This window comes from Paenibacillus sp. FSL H7-0735 (assembly GCF_038008505.1).
Taxonomy (GTDB): Bacteria; Bacillota; Bacilli; order Paenibacillales; family Paenibacillaceae; genus Paenibacillus_AQ; species Paenibacillus_AQ odorifer.
Genome location: NZ_JBBOZH010000001.1, coordinates 3,910,683 through 3,925,820, shown reverse-complemented (window position 1 = coordinate 3,925,820; position 15,138 = coordinate 3,910,683). Strand labels below are relative to the sequence as shown.

Here is a 15,138-nt window from a genome sequence, read left to right as displayed (position 1 = left end):
TTGCTTATCTGTCTAGGACAACTGGGGTATATCGGAATACACATATATGGATTATCTAAATGTGGAGGTGATCCTTTATGATCGTTGAAAGCTATACCTTAGCATCGTCCACAGCTTATGCTACCCCTTATTATGTGATTAGAGGTGAGCTTCCTGGTCCTGTCTTTATGGTGGTGTCGGGGATACATGGGAATGAGACAGGAAGTATTCGTGCCGCACAGATCATTGTAGAAGGTTTTAACCAGAGAAGGTTGTATATACACCGGGGCACGATCATTGTAGTTCCTCTATTGAATCAAAAAGCTTACCGCAAACGGATCAGAGGTGTACCCGATTTAAATCGCACCTTTCCACGTTCTAACAAAACAGCGGCAAAACATCCATTAGCTTCAGCTTTGCTACAGCTAGTACTAAGATATCGTCCCACCTGGTTTCTGGACCTTCATGAAGCAAATGGGTTGTCACAAAAAAATCCGAAGCGACTTGGCCAGTCGATCATCGTCACTCCGGGAAGCCGAGGAATAGGTACAGCAAAACGTATCGTCAAAGGCATTAATCGAACGATTCCCAAAACCGCTTATCATTTTAATATCCGTTTACGGGAGCGCCCCGGCTCCTCAAGGGCAGCCGTTACCCGTATATTAGGAGCTAAAGCATTTACTGTGGAAACCTGCTGGAGCCTTGATCGTGACCTACGGATTCGCTATCAGATAGATATTGTTAGCCGTTTTTTAAAAAGTGCTGGAATATTGTGATGGAGAAAATATCTGATAACTGTGCAAGCTGGTTCTTAGATCCTAGGAATCAGCTTTTTTGCTTGTACAAGAAAGGTAATTGACAACAATGAGTATAGTGTATATATTACATATATACATTGATAACACATAAACTAGGAGTGAGGGCACGATTCCATGAACATATTGATATCCAACACTTCCGGTGAACCCATCTATGCACAGATTGTCAGCCAGATCCGCCAGATGATTCTGCAAGGAGAGTTAGTGTCTGGCACCCCATTACCTTCTATCCGGCTATTAGCCAAAGAGCTGCAGATTAGCGTAATTACAACGAAACGAGCCTATGAAGAACTGGAGAGAGAAGGGCTTATCAATTCAATTGTGGGGAAAGGTTCCTTTGTTTCTGGTGCAGATCAGGAGTTTATTCGGGAACAACGGCTACGGATTATGGAGAACAAAATGAAGGGGATTATCGACGAGAGTAAAATGCTGGGGATTGATTTTGCTGAGTTTAGTGAGATGTTGAAATTGCTTTATGAGGAGGAGACAGAATGAAAGAAGTCATTCAATTGGACCAAATTTCTAAAAAATATGGCCATTTTAGCCTATGCGAACTTACGTTCGGAATCAAAGAAGGGTATATCACGGGGCTAATTGGACCGAATGGGGCAGGGAAAACAACATTAATTAAAATGATGATGGGGATGGTGTTTCCTGATCACGGCAGCGTCAAGATTTTTGATCAAGAGATGTCTATCTATGAAGCAGAGAATAAGGATCGGATTGGCTATGTCTCCGATGAGAATTACTTTTACGATCAATTAACCATCGATCAGATGAGTAAGATTATTGCTCCTTTTTATAGTTGTTGGGATCAAGAAACGTATAGGAAATACATAGAGATGTTCAAGCTTTCCCCGCGGAAAAAGATTAAGGAGCTCTCCAAAGGAATGAAAATGAAGTATTCGCTCGCTATTGCCTTATCACATGGTGCAGATCTGCTCATTATGGATGAACCTACTGCAGGACTTGATCCTATATTCCGAAGAGAGTTGCTTGATTTGCTTAGTGAGCATATCCAGGATGAGAAGAAGTCTATTCTTTTTTCAACGCATAATACGACTGATTTGGACCGGATCGCAGACTATATTGTTTTTGTGAATGAAGGGCGCCTAGTATTTAATGAAATGAAAGAATCTCTAGCCAACAAATACATGCTGGTAAAAGGCAATAAAGAGTTGCTTGATCGGGATGTACGAAAATGGTTCATCGGGCTTAGAGAGACGGAAGTTGGTTTCGAGGGTCTTCTGAACAATCGCTCTGAGGGGGAACACTTCTTTAAAGGTCATGCCATATGCGAAACACCTACTCTGGAAGAAATCATGTATTTTACGGTAAAGGGAAACACTTTGTATGTTTAATCTCTTTTTGCTGATTCGAAAAGACTTTATTCTCCTGCGGAATTTTATCCCTATATTTCTCTTGAGTATCTTGTTTATTGCATATGTTCAACTGGATAACTCCAGCATGTTTGCTACATTTCAATCTTTACTGTTGCTCGTATACTCCTGTTCTATGGATGCATTGAATAACAACACAAAGTTTGTTATAGGGTTGCCAGTAAGACGGCAAGAGATTATCTTGGCTAAATACTTATCACTTGTTCCTTATTGTTTCATCGGTTTGGTTTGCTCTTTAGCTTTGTTACTAATTTCCTTTTCATTTGGATATTCCATAAGCCCGTTTTATTGGATAGGGGTATCTTTAACATTACTGATGATTCCTTTGACTGCGTCTATTTATCTGCCGATTCATTATTGGCTTGGTTCCAAAAACTATTACTTCAATATCCTTTTTAATGTAGTAATAACGATAACCACCCTAAACACTGGATCTTCACTCTCAAATTCATCCTTTTTCTTAACGATTACCCATTTAAAGCTGCAAGATCATCTGGTGCCGGTTGGTTTGACAGGGATTGTTTATCTATCTATATTGTACTGCTCGTATAGAATTTCACTACGATTGTTTAGTAAGGAAGAGTTATAAGCTAAGGAGGACGTAAAGTGTATAAATCATTTTTTTTAATTCAAAAAGACTTCATTCTTCTGCGTAAATTTCTGATGCTGCTAATCCCTTTCTTTATTTTTATAGCGTACTCGAACTATCATAGCTTCAGTTTATTTACGGTAATGCCACCCATGCTGTTATTGATAAGCTCCTGCTCAATGGATACTCAGCAGATGACACAACGGTTTCTCGTTAATCTCCCTGTAAGGAGACAAGAGCTTGTCCGTGCCAAATATTTTTCGATCCTTCCGTTTGCTCTTGTCGGGCTGGCAGCAACGGCCTTTACCTATCTCCTGATTGTTGTGACAGGTAAAGCCGTAACCCCTCATTTTTGGCAAGAGGTTGGTATTACGATATCCATTTTCCCTCTCCTTGCGATGCTTTATTTACCGATTCATTACTGGTTAGGGGCAAAGGGGGCACAAGTGGTTAATCTTGTTTTTATGATGATTGTTATGTTTGGCCCGAACGTGTTTAGCTTTTTGATCCAGTGGATACCTGATGTGAACAGATGGCTAAGTTTTGGAGTGAAAGGTACGGTCATTCCCTTTATAATTCTAGGGCTGGCTTATGTATTCTTGCTTAGCTGTTCATATATCATTTCTCTGCGGATTTTTGTGCGGAAAGATCTTTGATTCGAAGGATTTGAGATTTTGAATGAATTCATATACCATTGTCACTACAAAGATAAATAGTAGGGGAAGGGTATACAACCAATGCCTAAAATGATTTATAGCTTTCGTACAAAAATGATTATGCTGCTGATGGCCAGTATGCTTGTATCCGGTGGAATTACCTTTTCAATCTATAAAATTCTGCAGAGATATTATCGATCAGAGGTCTTATTAGAAAATCCATTGACTAAAGTTCGCTACTTGATGCGGGATATCGGTGATGTTAATGCGTTTTTGATTATCTTCATTCCTTTGGCCATCTTATTCTTTTTTATATTTACTAAACCATATGCAAATTATTTCAAGGAAATCTCGAAAGGGATCCATCAGCTGGCGTCGGGTGATTTCTCGGAGCGGGTGGATATCCCTTCTAAAGATGAATTCGGCCTTATTGGCCATGATATCAATCTGGCTATTGATCATCTTCAGGAAGCTATTGAGCGGGGAGACTTTGCGGAGAGCAGTAAAGATCAACTTGTGTTAAATCTGGCACATGATCTGCGTACTCCACTTACCTCAGTTATAGGTTATTTGGATTTTATCCTTAAGGACAATGAATTAACGCCAGAACAGACCAGACATTACACAACGATTGCTTATACTAAATCTCAACGTTTGGAAAAATTAATTGATGAGCTATTTGAAATTACAAGAATGAACTACGGTAAGCTTACGCTTGAGAAAACCTCGATCGACCTTAGTGAGCTTCTTTTACAATTAAATGAAGAGTTATATCCCGTTTTTGAGAAAAATGGTCTTACTTCCCGCTTGGATGTAACCCAGCCTCTGAAGATAGAGGGTGACGGTGAGCTGCTGGCACGTGTATTTGAGAATCTTCTCACTAACGCAGCGCGATACGGAAGCGACGGTCAATTTATTGATATTCATGGGTATTTAGAAGAAAACGAAGTCGTTATTGAGATTATTAACTATGGAGATTGTATTGATCCGGAAGAGCTGCCGCGTATTTTTGATATGTTCTACACCGGGGATCGAGCGCGAACGCATCCCACAGGGAGTACGGGACTGGGCTTATTTATCACTAAAAACATTGTGGAACAACATGCTGGAACAGTTTCTGCACAAAGCAGTGTAGTTCGGACGATGTTTGAAGTGCGGCTTCCACAAAATAATTGAGAACGAAGTCAAGTGTTGACTGGGCAGGAGTAAAAAAATAAGATCTACGTGATCTTGTGGTTTTACTCCTTTTTTAATGGTTTGGTCAGCAAACAGGATGAACGTTACGGACATTTATTTGAAATTTTTAATAAATCGTGATATTATTAGCTTGCTAAGTAATTTGTAAGGCAGTACGGAGGAAATATCTGTGATAGAAGATGAGATAAGGGAACTACTAGATAGAATATCAGCGGAAATGCGTAGAGATTATGCAGAGCTGCTTAGAGAACTTAATCTTCATGTGGGTCAAGAACAGTTATTATGCCGGTTATGGAGAACAGATGGAATGACACAGATACAGCTAAGTGAACGCTTGAATTGTGAGCCTCCAACCATAACAAATATGGTGAAATCTCTTGAAAATCATGGGTTTGTTGTTCGAAAAAGAGATCCTGAAGATGGCAGAGTTAGCCGAGTGTATCTAACCCCAGCCGGACGTAATCTCTGCGAACCTGTGGAACAGATCTGGAACAAACAGCTGGATAAATTACTAGCCGGAATTATACCTGAAGAACGTTTATTATTAAGAAGACTTATGAAACAAATGGCTGATAATTTAGCTTGAATCTGGAACTAATCGCCATAACCGTTAGTAAGCTAATTAAAACTAAGAAAAGAGGAACATAGATGATTACAAGTTTGACTCGCATCAATGAATTAGCTAAGAAAGAACGTGAAGTAGGTCTGACACAAGGCGAATGGGTTGAACAGATCGCATTGCGTGAAGACTACCTGCGTGAAATTCGTGGACAAGTTCGTAACAGTCTTTCTGGAGTGACAATTTTAGATCCGGATGGAAATGATGTAACTCCTGAGAAGCTTCGTGCAGCGCGTAAATAATCAATGAACTAATAAGTGGAAACTACACCTTTAGAAAACGTTGAATTGGCCTATGGTTAATCGACGGATAACTAAAGGTGTTTTTTTGTTATTCCAATCTTAACAGAAGCTTAAATCGTTATCATTAGGGGCTGTTGAAAGTTAAGAATCAATTAAACTTGCGTTACACAGGATCTAAGACTGGATTGATAGAATGGAATAGACAAAAGATAAGGGATAACAAGAAGGGGTGCAGAAGTTGGAGAAACTAAAAGAAACATCAAGGAAGGAAATGAAAGTATGAAGAAAACATTATTAATTTTACTTAAAGTAATAGTCGCTATAGTCATCCTCCTAGCACTTTTTCTGGTCATCGTTTTTACAGTCAATGTGATCAGCAATAAAGTGGAGAAAGGAAAAATAGAACCCTATGGTCAGCTTGTACCTGTCGACGGGAAAAAAATGAATGTAACCATACAAGGGCAAGGCAAGGAAACGGTCGTGTTACTCCCAGGGTTTGGAACCGCATCACCCGTAATTGATTTCAAACCACTTGTAGATGAACTGACTCCTTTCTATAAAGTTGTAGTAGTTGAGCCGTTTGGTTATGGACTAAGTGATGTCACCACAAAAGAACGAACGGTCGACAATATAGTGAGTGAGCTTCATGAAGCTTTACAAGAATTAAAGATAGATCGTTATATTCTGATGGGACACTCTATAGCAGGAATTTACGGACTGGACTATGTGAACAAATACGAAAACGAAGTTAGTGCATTCGTAGGCATCGACAGCAGCGTACCCACACAAGGGGGCAACGATGAAGAATTTCCATCAGGAACCTATAAGCTGCTTAAAAAATCAGGATTTATGCGATTGCTGGTAAAACTCAACCCGGCCCAAATCGTTACACCAAGTGATGATGAGGAAACTAAAGAACAAAATAGAATGATTTCACTTAAAAACATGATGAATCCTAATATCATCAGCGAAGCAGAGCATTTTAAAAGCAATTTCAAAGCCACGGAAACATTAAATTTCCCTAAAGATCTTCCTGTTATTTTCTTCCTAGTGAAAGACAATACGGATGTTCCAGGCTGGGAATCCCTGCATAAAGAACAGATTAACGACTCCTTACACGGGAAATTGATGTTGCTTGATGGGGAGCATTATTTGCACCATACCCGATCTAAAGACATTGTCGAGAACTTTAGAAGCTTTCTGGGAGAGATAAAGTAAAAATGAATGAGAAAAGCCTGCTAATACAGGCTTTTCTTTTTTTATATTTTCAAATAAGTGAATCCTTTAGAAAAAAATGATAAATTTATCAAAGCAATTATGGGCACTCTATATCCTAATCTTTATAATAGGAAGGACTGCCAGAGTATGTGCGGAATAGCAGGAATATTAAAATATAATGGACAGCCACCACATGAAGGAACCTTAAAACAAATGACAGGGGTTATGAATCACCGAGGTCCCAATCATGAGGGAGTATGGCTCGATTCTCGCATTGGACTTGGTTTTCGCAGATTGTCTGTAATTGATTTACGTGATGGCAATCAACCGATGACGAATGAAGATCGTACTCTTTGGATTATTTTTAATGGTGAAATCTATAATTATAAAACACTACGAGATCAACTTAAGCTAAAGGGACATCACTTTCAGACGCAATCCGATACAGAGGTCATTGTGCATTTATTTGAGGAATACGGCAAGGATTGTGTCCATCATTTACGTGGAATGTTTAGTTTTGCGATTTGGGATCTTAAGGAACAATCTCTTTTTGCTGCTAGAGATCATTTCGGGATCAAGCCTTTTTATTATTACAAAGACGAAAATAATCTTTTATTTGCTTCGGAAATTAAAAGCATACTTGCAGTGCAAGGGGTACCCAGAAAGCTTCAGTATCAAAGTTTATTCAGCTACTTAACTTTTCAGTATGTCCCGCATCCTGATACGATGTTTGAACACATTCATAAATTAGGACCTGCAGAGCGAGTATTTGTTAACTCGGAAGGTGAAATGAAGATCGAGAAATATTGGGAACCCCATTTTCAACCGGTAGTACGATCTTTAGCAGACTACGCAGAAGAAATTCAGTGGAAATTGAAAGAGTCTGTAAACCTTCATTTACAAAGTGATGTGAATAGAGGATGTTTTTTGTCCAGTGGAATTGACTCTACAGCTATAGCTGCAATGATGAGAACAGAAGAATCCACCAAAACCTTTTCAATTGGATTTGAAGGGTTGAACAATGAAACAATCATTGCAAATCAAACAGCAGCCAAACTGGGGACAGATCATTATTTTCACATCTTATCGCAAAAAGACTTTTTTGAAAGTATCCCGAAAACGGTCTGGCATCTAGATGAACCTGTAGCGGATCCTTCTGCCATTGCACTCTATCATCTAAACCAGCTTGCCAAAGAACATGTTACGGTTGTCTTATCAGGGGAAGGTGCTGACGAATTATTCGGAGGATACAGAATCTATAGAGAGCCAAATGCTTTAAGACCGATAACCTGGATGCCTAACTTTATAAAGGATTCGTTACGAAAATCATTATCCGTATATCCCTATCATTTTTATGGAAAAAATTATTTGCTTCGGGGTCTGACACCTTTAGAAGAACGTTTTTTCGGTAATGCGAACATCTTCAACAAAACCGGTAAGATGAATTTGCTCCACGAATCGGTACACGCTCAGCATAGCTTTTTACATCCCGCGGATATCGTTAAGCCTTTTTATGATAAGACAGCTCACCTAGACCCTGCGACAAGAATGCAGTTTATTGATATGAATTTTTGGTTACCTGGAGACATTTTATCAAAAGCAGATAAGCTATCCATGGCTCATTCATTAGAATTAAGAGTCCCATTTTTAGATAAAGAGGTTTTCGAAACGGCTAGTAAAATACCTGTGTCCAATCGGATTGGGCAAAAAACAACAAAACTTGCTTTGCGTAAAGCTATGGAAGGAATCGTTCCGGAAGCTATTGTGAATCGCCCGAAACTAGGATTTCCCGTACCCATTCGTGATTGGCTCAAAACTCCAATTTCAGATATAATGTTCGAACAAATACGATATAGTGGCATTGAAGAAATATTCAATATGAATATCATCGAAGAGATGTTTACCCAGCATCGGAGTAATAAAGGCGACTATTCGCGTAGAATATGGCTAATTTACATTTTTTCAGTATGGTACACTCTTTTTATAAAAGAAGATCTGAAGCAATTAAATAGTGCCGTTTTGTAATGGGGGAGTGATTCGTTGAATATTGAGGAATATGCATGGAATAAACATGAACAGCAATTAAGAGAAACTAACATGTTTACTTATAGTAGTCCAAAGATAAAGATTGTAGATAACCATGAATTAAGAAATTGGCTTGAAGAAACGCTTGAAGAGCTGCCGCAGAAGTTTCTGGCCAAATGGGCTTTGAAAGTAGCAGCTGAGCACCTGGATCATCTGGACCAGCAGCTTGTAAATGACCCGCGGATTGATTTAGGTATAGAAACGCTAGAAAAGCGTATAACAGGTGAGATTAGAGCCTTTGATTTAAGAAAAGTTGGATTTATAGTCAATGAATTGGCCAAAGAGTCCACAACCGAGGCTAGTAAGTATGCTGCCCGTTCTTTTGCACAAGCCATAGCAACTGGACATATGCGAGGACACGCTATGGTTTGCAGTGACTATGCAGTAAAACTGGTGAATTACATATCAGATCATTCTTCAGTTGCAGAGGCAGCTACTAAAGAACGGGAAAGACAATTAAGGATAGCTGAAGAGTTGCTTTGAAATTAAAGCTTTAAAGATGAACATGTATGAGGAAGATTATAAAAGTTAAATAATGGTAATAGTCAATTTATATAATCAAGAGTTATGTAATCTAATGCAACAATAAAAACATTATCAGCACTTAAAGTTTTATGCGAGACTTGATGAGCTTTAAAGCTTAATACTCGTTTAAGATAAATCGATTACTAAATAAGAATCAATTGCTTATGAAAGGGCAGCTATTTTGAACAGGTTTGAACATTGATTAGATAATCATTAATAGACAGTAAATTGGCAATAATTTGCATCAAATTGGTTGGTTCCTTTAATTTACACACTACTTCCTCACAAAACCCGTATTTTGTACATATGTCACTAAGATGCATTCTACTTAGACTATACATAGATCTATATGGATTGTGTCACAATCTAGGGGTTTATATTATTTGATCTATTTATCACTTCCTCTTTCGAGTTCCGAGCAATAACCACATCATTAATTAGAGCCTTGCGATTTCGACTGGCCATATCAATTGCTCAGAGTTCATCAACCACTTATAGGACGACACACAAATGCATTCAAAAAACTGTTGAGCTGATTCAACGGTTTTTTGAAATTCCTACAAGGCATCACATCCAAGTTAAACATTGAGCGATAATCACCCTTTGTTTATATGCGCTAATAACCGGTAGCGAAGCCATATAATCTTCTTCGCTTATTGCACAGTATGTACTAATTTCTTCTTTTTTGAAAAGATTAGATAATAAAGAACTTTGCTGCGTTCTATAGATATCCCCAAAAGTCCCGACAACAATTGTAAGTCTCTTTTGAAGAGTACTATTATTATTTAACTAATTACCGGAAACCGAATCATAACTGTCGTACCACACCCTACCCCGCTGCTAATGTGGACAGTACCTTGATGTTGATCGACGATCCAACGTGCGATCGATAGCCCTAGACCTGCTCCATGATCCCCTCTACTTCTAGAGGAATCTCCCTTATAAAAGCGATTAAATACGAGTGGTAATTCATGTTCCGAAATACCCACTCCGTTATCCTTGACGGTTACAAGAACTGATTTCCCCTGCCTAAGACACTCAAGATCGATTTGCCCATCCGCCTGCGTAAATTTAATGGCATTGTCCAACAAAATCATGAACAACTGTATGAGACGATTCTCATCTCCATTCATGAGCAATTCCGAGCCTTCGACATGAAGCTGTACCCGCAACTGCCTGTAATCCATTATTGGCTCCATTTTTTTGGCGATCTCTTTAATGATCCCGTCAATACGAACAGGTGTGCATGAGATAACTTCCTCATGTGAATCGCCTCTTGCCAGAAGAAGTAGGCCGTCTACCATGTTGCTCATTCTTTTGGTTTCTTTCAGAATGGCTGAAATTGGAGCACTTTCTTCCTCGATCGTATGATCGGGATGGCGTAACAATATTCTACTTCGGCTACGGTACTTAAAAGGGTAAAGTTAACGGGTGGCCGTTAGCTTAATAAAAAGACAGCCGATCATCTAGACGGCTGCTATCGTGTATGGATTGATCGATCATTCCCCGTAAGCGTAATGATGTTGCTTCAGTCTAAAATAACTGCAATCATATTAACCTGCTCCGTAATTTATAGCGAGGTTACGAACTTCTCCTCCGGAAAACGGCTATCCGGTCCTTTCATTAAGATTCCGTCTTGATTTTTCAGATACATATCGAAGAAATTCAGCATATAGGTATTGGTAACGGAGTCCGCTCTATCGGGCTCAATCTTTCCTGTAATGCCCAGCATTTTGAAAATCGGAGAAATGAACTGTACGTCGGTAAAATTCAAATGCTCCGTATTTTCGATATAGAGGACTTGTCCCCCTTCGTCGACCGCTTTGCGCATCCGTTCTAGCTCTAACTTTTTATCTTCCGTTACTTGATCCTCCCACTCTCTGGTTGAGCCTATACGGTTAATTTCTGCATCCGTGTAGACCCGGTTATCCATCACCATTTTTAATTTTTCAAAATAGCTTTCCGAGTTGAGGAATAAAAACGGTTTTTGCAGTCCCTCTCTTTCACGCAAACGATAAAGCCCTCCATCTAGGTCTATGCCAACCGCGATTCGCGGATCGTAAGAAGCGTCATAAGCCGTTGCTCCACCGATAGAATGACCGAACACCCCGACATGGTCGAGATCAATCCAGCCTTTTAGATGACTTGGAATCTGCCCCGATTGGATAAGTTCGAATTGGTCCAGCACAAACACCACATCGTCGGTTAAAACTTTCCCTAACTTGTCGCGATTTCCGCTTTCCGTCCGATAATCATGGTCAGGCGAGAATAAGTCGTTGGTTGTGCTGGTCGTGATTCGACCGTCCGGAAACTCGGTTGCAGATGTGTTGTAGGTGTGGTCGATCATTGCCACGATATATCCGTGACTCGCGAGATATTCGGCTTGCGACGTGTGGAGGAACCTAGAAGAGCCGTTGCCGGGATTCCCAAGGATCAGTGGGTATGAAGTCTTTGCCGTAGAGATTTCCGCTTCCGAATATGCATGACTGGATACGTACTTCAGGTGTTGAAAAGTAAACCCGGGAAGACCATAGTTCGCGGCCATATAACTTAAAATCCGCGTATCGGGAATAAAAGCAGTTCGCTTGCCACTACCAGCTTGAGTCGGATACCATACCTGAACCATCAATTCTCTTTTACCCTCTCTTGCTTTATCAAAAATCTCTTCCCTATTGGTATCCACAAAATGAAACGTTTGCGTTCCTACCTTAAATATGCCTGTCAGTTCAGGGAGTTTAAACACAGGAAAAGTATACATGAGGACCGCTGTTCCGACCAGCATGATCGCTATAGCGGTATAAGCTGAACCCAACAGGAATCGAGGGATTTTTTGGAAACTGCTTTTTTTAAAATAACTATAACTTGAAATGGCTAAAAAAAAGACCGTTATGCAATATGATAAAAACAGCTGCACTCTGTATCCTTCCACCGTCCAATGAATGACCAGTAAAACTGCGGCGATCCCGCTTGCAACGAATACTGGAATTATACGCTGACCTTTTTTTAATACAACTGTTAATACAAACAAACTGATGTTTGACAAATATAGCAATAATTCAAACAATCTCATCTCAAGTCTCCTTTAAAAAAAATTTCATTTTCATTTGTTCAAATCATTCCTGCCTAGCTAGCCTAACCTCCCCTCCTTTTGCTGCTTCAGTATAAAGACGGTTTCTCAATCCAAAATGTATCAGTTTCGTTACTGTAAACTGCTTATTAGCTAATGAAAAGGCAGCCGATCATTTGACCGGCTGCCTTTTCATTTTGATTGAGCTATCGTTTATCATTAACTAGCTTAATGGATCACATTTGTAGTTTTAATGCAACCTACCACTTATTCCCTTAATCTCCCTTTACTTCATTATCGTTCGGAATTAATTCATACAAGGCACGAACATCACAACCGATGGAATCGGCGATCGATATGGCAATTTTGAGTGGCATCACTCTTTTGTTTTCAATAAAGTCGTAAACTCGTTCCGGTTTAAAAAACAAGTCTTTTGCCAGCCATTCTGCTGACTTTCCGGATTCCATCAATCGTTCATTCAGTAAGCAACGTCCTAGTTCAAATTTCAAGAAGCGATGACCTCCCGTATAAGATAATACTTAACCTTAAGCGTTGTCCATTGCCAGCATGAATATACTTCATAAAGAGTCCTATAACGATGAAATTCCCCATGCGTCTGCCCAATTGTTGGGCGAGTTCCATCGCGGGCCTTCGTTTCCCGTTAGTTCAACCGTGTTAGACTCCGAAGAACTCTTTTATCTTCAGCCAAGACTCATACCAAAATGTTTTCGATTTATATGGTATGGCGTTCTCTATCTGTTCCTCATTTTTTATTATAAAAACTGCATTATCTGTGGCTTTCAAATTATTTATCTTGGCTGTCTTTTCTATATTGTTCCTCTCTTCTATCTGCACACTCCGCTTATCAACCGAAGTTTCAAACGAATTTTCCTGTTCACGATTGAGATATATGATGCATAATAGCACTGTGTAGAAAATCTGCAAAATCCTCATTGCTATATTGATTAAAGTAGTTATTGAATCGTACATCGAATTTATAAGTATCGGCAATGCAAGCCAGTAGCTCTTTATCACATGGCATGAATTGCATTAGATTTTTTTTCCAATCCTTGATTAATCGCTGAACTTCATCGGAGGAAGGATGCTGATCGACACAAGACGCAATTTGCGTGAATACTTCCTCCATCGATTGAAAACGTTCATCTATTTCATCTTGTGATAGTTTATCCAACGTTTCATTAAACACATTATACGCTTCTGTTTCACCATAGATGAATCTCGCCTCATTTGCATATTGTTCTTTTAATGGCAAAACGGAAGAATTGTTGAAAATTTGCAAATTACTAATATCATTCCCCGAAACGTATTCTTCGAGAGCAACCATGATGGTTTCTAGTCTTTGTTTTCTCGAAAATAAGGTTTGTCTCTGCTTCTTTAATATTTGATTCTGTTCTTGCCTGGTCAGCTTTAAAATGTCCGCAATTTCTTTCAAGGAAAAATCCAATTCCTTTAAGAACAAAATAGTTTGAAGTTTTTCCAAACTGCTTCGATCATATAAGCGATACCCTTTTTCCGTCAGATGTGTCGGTTTAAATAAATCAATCCTATCGTAATAATGCAAGGTCCGGCTTGTAATGCCTGTAATCTGAACAATATCTTTAACAGCTAATAATGGTTTCTTCATCCCAAAATCCTTTTACTTCGTCTAGTATTTGAGCAGCAGGTGTTATTGTGGCCTCAAAGATTGTTCTTCCTGTTTTTCTTAAATAATATTGGATTAAATAATATCCGCAAGCGTAGCCAGCACTATAAGGCATATTGACCGGTTCAAAGTTTTGAAGTTTGGCGATCTCGTCACCGTAAAGATACGGAGCAAATTTATCAAACCCTGTTAATTGCAATTGCTCTCTAAGGACAGGCTTTATGCGCCTGTTAAGTGTGTCTGCGTTTGTTTTCGTTACCCAAGGGCCGAGCAATTCTTCGCCAAACATGAACATAGCATAGTTTTCAGCTAATCCTTCACTTACAATGAGCTCGCCCAAATTAACGGTGTGATCCCACTGAATAAATTGATATCGTACATTATGGTTGCACTCGTGCGCCAGCGCAGCCTTCATTCGAGAAATCGTGTACTCATTTGGCAAGAGTGTACCCCAGATAAACCCGGGAATGCCCCCAAAGCCACTATATCCTTCGTTTATTGTTAAGGCACTGCTTTCAGGATTCCCTAGTTGAATGGTAAACAAATATTCGGATACGGGGAGACTTATTTCATGCTCTATAAATAGACGGAGGCTTTTCCTTACCGCGTGCTCACACTCTAACCAAAAAGAATCTGATGAAATCAACTCTACCTCAGATGAAATCTGCTGGGTAATCTGATCAGGGGATCGATGCATTATACTATTAAACGTAACAACGTCAAAACCATTCCCCTCTTCAGCTCTAAAAGGGATCTGTTGAATTTGCCATTGTTTCATAAAGGGAGCCATCATTTCATTTCTGAATAATTCAAGTTTTTCCTCGGGCGAAGCTTGGGCAACTTTTTGATAAATGTGGTCTGAACGCAATGTTTTTATGTTTATATCTCTCACTCCTAGTCGTCTATAGTGAGAATTATGCACTATGACCTAACGTCATAGTCAAGTAATTTGGATCAAATACTGATAATTAGGTACTTTTATCGCCAGTTATATAAGTTTCTTCCCAGATGATTCTCCTTTGCCCTAATAATTATGATTACACCGTTGAATCAATTGTTAGATACGAATTTGCAAAAGGT

Annotated in this window: 16 protein-coding genes; 11 read left to right on the top strand and 5 right to left on the bottom strand. The window is 39.3% G+C overall.

Annotation, left to right across the window (positions count from 1 at the left end; genetic code table 11):
* Positions 1 to 77 precede the first annotated feature (77 nt).
* From NSS82_RS17755 to NSS82_RS17705, 11 genes are all read left to right on the top strand, one after another.
* Positions 78 to 755, top strand: coding sequence for a M99 family carboxypeptidase catalytic domain-containing protein (locus NSS82_RS17755; RefSeq protein WP_076273237.1), 678 nt, complete (start codon positions 78 to 80; stop codon positions 753 to 755).
* Positions 756 to 911: 156 nt separating this feature from the next.
* Positions 912 to 1,292 (top strand): GntR family transcriptional regulator, encoded by a 381-nt coding sequence (locus NSS82_RS17750; RefSeq protein WP_076141282.1) that lies wholly within the window; start codon positions 912 to 914, stop codon positions 1,290 to 1,292.
* On the top strand, positions 1,289 to 2,158 hold the full coding sequence (locus tag NSS82_RS17745) for an ABC transporter ATP-binding protein (protein ID WP_076273236.1): 870 nt from the start codon (positions 1,289 to 1,291) through the stop codon (positions 2,156 to 2,158). Before NSS82_RS17750 ends, NSS82_RS17745 begins: the two co-directional genes overlap by 4 nt.
* Positions 2,151 to 2,786 (top strand): ABC-2 transporter permease, encoded by a 636-nt coding sequence (locus NSS82_RS17740; RefSeq protein WP_038571380.1) that lies wholly within the window; start codon positions 2,151 to 2,153, stop codon positions 2,784 to 2,786. The genes NSS82_RS17745 and NSS82_RS17740 overlap by 8 nt, the downstream gene beginning before the upstream one ends.
* A 17-nt stretch (positions 2,787 to 2,803) precedes the next feature.
* Entirely contained in the window at positions 2,804 to 3,442 is a 639-nt protein-coding gene (locus tag NSS82_RS17735; RefSeq protein ID WP_076273235.1) for an ABC-2 transporter permease, read from the top strand.
* Between the two features lie 81 nt (positions 3,443 to 3,523).
* On the top strand, positions 3,524 to 4,618 hold the full coding sequence (locus tag NSS82_RS17730) for a HAMP domain-containing sensor histidine kinase (protein WP_036676951.1): 1,095 nt from the start codon (positions 3,524 to 3,526) through the stop codon (positions 4,616 to 4,618).
* Between the two features lie 190 nt (positions 4,619 to 4,808).
* Complete coding sequence (locus tag NSS82_RS17725) at positions 4,809 to 5,225, top strand: MarR family winged helix-turn-helix transcriptional regulator (protein ID WP_254848917.1); 417 nt, start codon at positions 4,809 to 4,811, stop codon at positions 5,223 to 5,225.
* Between the two features lie 62 nt (positions 5,226 to 5,287).
* A complete protein-coding gene (locus NSS82_RS17720; RefSeq protein ID WP_036676956.1) occupies positions 5,288 to 5,500 on the top strand; it encodes a DUF896 domain-containing protein in 213 nt (70 codons plus the stop codon).
* A gap of 279 nt (positions 5,501 to 5,779) precedes the next feature.
* The gene (locus tag NSS82_RS17715; RefSeq protein WP_076273234.1) at positions 5,780 to 6,718 is read left to right on the top strand and encodes an alpha/beta fold hydrolase; all 939 of its coding nucleotides are present in this window, start codon (positions 5,780 to 5,782) and stop codon (positions 6,716 to 6,718) included.
* Between the two features lie 147 nt (positions 6,719 to 6,865).
* Entirely contained in the window at positions 6,866 to 8,743 is a 1,878-nt protein-coding gene (asnB, locus tag NSS82_RS17710; protein WP_076273233.1) for an asparagine synthase (glutamine-hydrolyzing), read from the top strand.
* Between the two features lie 15 nt (positions 8,744 to 8,758).
* Complete coding sequence (locus NSS82_RS17705) at positions 8,759 to 9,286, top strand: putative immunity protein (RefSeq protein WP_036676963.1); 528 nt, start codon at positions 8,759 to 8,761, stop codon at positions 9,284 to 9,286.
* Positions 9,287 to 10,113: 827 nt separating this feature from the next.
* On the opposite strand, the gene NSS82_RS17700 is transcribed toward NSS82_RS17705, so the two are convergent.
* From NSS82_RS17700 to NSS82_RS17680, 5 genes are all read right to left on the bottom strand, one after another.
* Positions 10,114 to 10,716: a sensor histidine kinase gene (locus NSS82_RS17700; protein WP_076273232.1), complete on the bottom strand. Its 603-nt coding sequence runs from the start codon at positions 10,714 to 10,716 to the stop codon at positions 10,114 to 10,116.
* Positions 10,717 to 10,898: 182 nt separating this feature from the next.
* The gene (locus NSS82_RS17695) at positions 10,899 to 12,398 is read right to left on the bottom strand and encodes an alpha/beta hydrolase family protein (protein ID WP_076273231.1); all 1,500 of its coding nucleotides are present in this window, start codon (positions 12,396 to 12,398) and stop codon (positions 10,899 to 10,901) included.
* Positions 12,399 to 12,670: 272 nt separating this feature from the next.
* Positions 12,671 to 12,904 (bottom strand): hypothetical protein, encoded by a 234-nt coding sequence (locus tag NSS82_RS17690; RefSeq protein WP_036676988.1) that lies wholly within the window; start codon positions 12,902 to 12,904, stop codon positions 12,671 to 12,673.
* Between the two features lie 386 nt (positions 12,905 to 13,290).
* Entirely contained in the window at positions 13,291 to 14,040 is a 750-nt protein-coding gene (locus tag NSS82_RS17685; protein ID WP_076273230.1) for a MerR family transcriptional regulator, read from the bottom strand.
* Positions 14,015 to 14,941, bottom strand: coding sequence for a DUF2268 domain-containing protein (locus NSS82_RS17680; RefSeq protein ID WP_036676993.1), 927 nt, complete (start codon positions 14,939 to 14,941; stop codon positions 14,015 to 14,017). The genes NSS82_RS17685 and NSS82_RS17680 overlap by 26 nt, the downstream gene beginning before the upstream one ends.
* Between the last annotated feature and the right edge of the window lie 197 nt (positions 14,942 to 15,138).

Excerpts from the sequence above, each read along its gene's own strand:
- NSS82_RS17755 (WP_076273237.1), top strand. The coding sequence starts at position 78 with ATGATCGTTGAAAGCTATACCTTAGCATCGTCCACAGCTTATGCTACC.
- NSS82_RS17720 (WP_036676956.1), top strand. The coding sequence starts at position 5,288 with ATGATTACAAGTTTGACTCGCATCAATGAATTAGCTAAGAAAGAACGT.
- NSS82_RS17745 (WP_076273236.1), top strand. The coding sequence starts at position 1,289 with ATGAAAGAAGTCATTCAATTGGACCAAATTTCTAAAAAATATGGCCAT.
- NSS82_RS17730 (WP_036676951.1), top strand. The coding sequence starts at position 3,524 with ATGCCTAAAATGATTTATAGCTTTCGTACAAAAATGATTATGCTGCTG.
- NSS82_RS17750 (WP_076141282.1), top strand. The coding sequence starts at position 912 with ATGAACATATTGATATCCAACACTTCCGGTGAACCCATCTATGCACAG.
- asnB (WP_076273233.1), top strand. The coding sequence starts at position 6,866 with ATGTGCGGAATAGCAGGAATATTAAAATATAATGGACAGCCACCACAT.
- NSS82_RS17685 (WP_076273230.1), bottom strand. The coding sequence starts at position 14,040 with ATGAAGAAACCATTATTAGCTGTTAAAGATATTGTTCAGATTACAGGC.
- NSS82_RS17695 (WP_076273231.1), bottom strand. The coding sequence starts at position 12,398 with ATGAGATTGTTTGAATTATTGCTATATTTGTCAAACATCAGTTTGTTT.
- NSS82_RS17740 (WP_038571380.1), top strand. The coding sequence starts at position 2,151 with ATGTTTAATCTCTTTTTGCTGATTCGAAAAGACTTTATTCTCCTGCGG.
- NSS82_RS17715 (WP_076273234.1), top strand. The coding sequence starts at position 5,780 with ATGAAGAAAACATTATTAATTTTACTTAAAGTAATAGTCGCTATAGTC.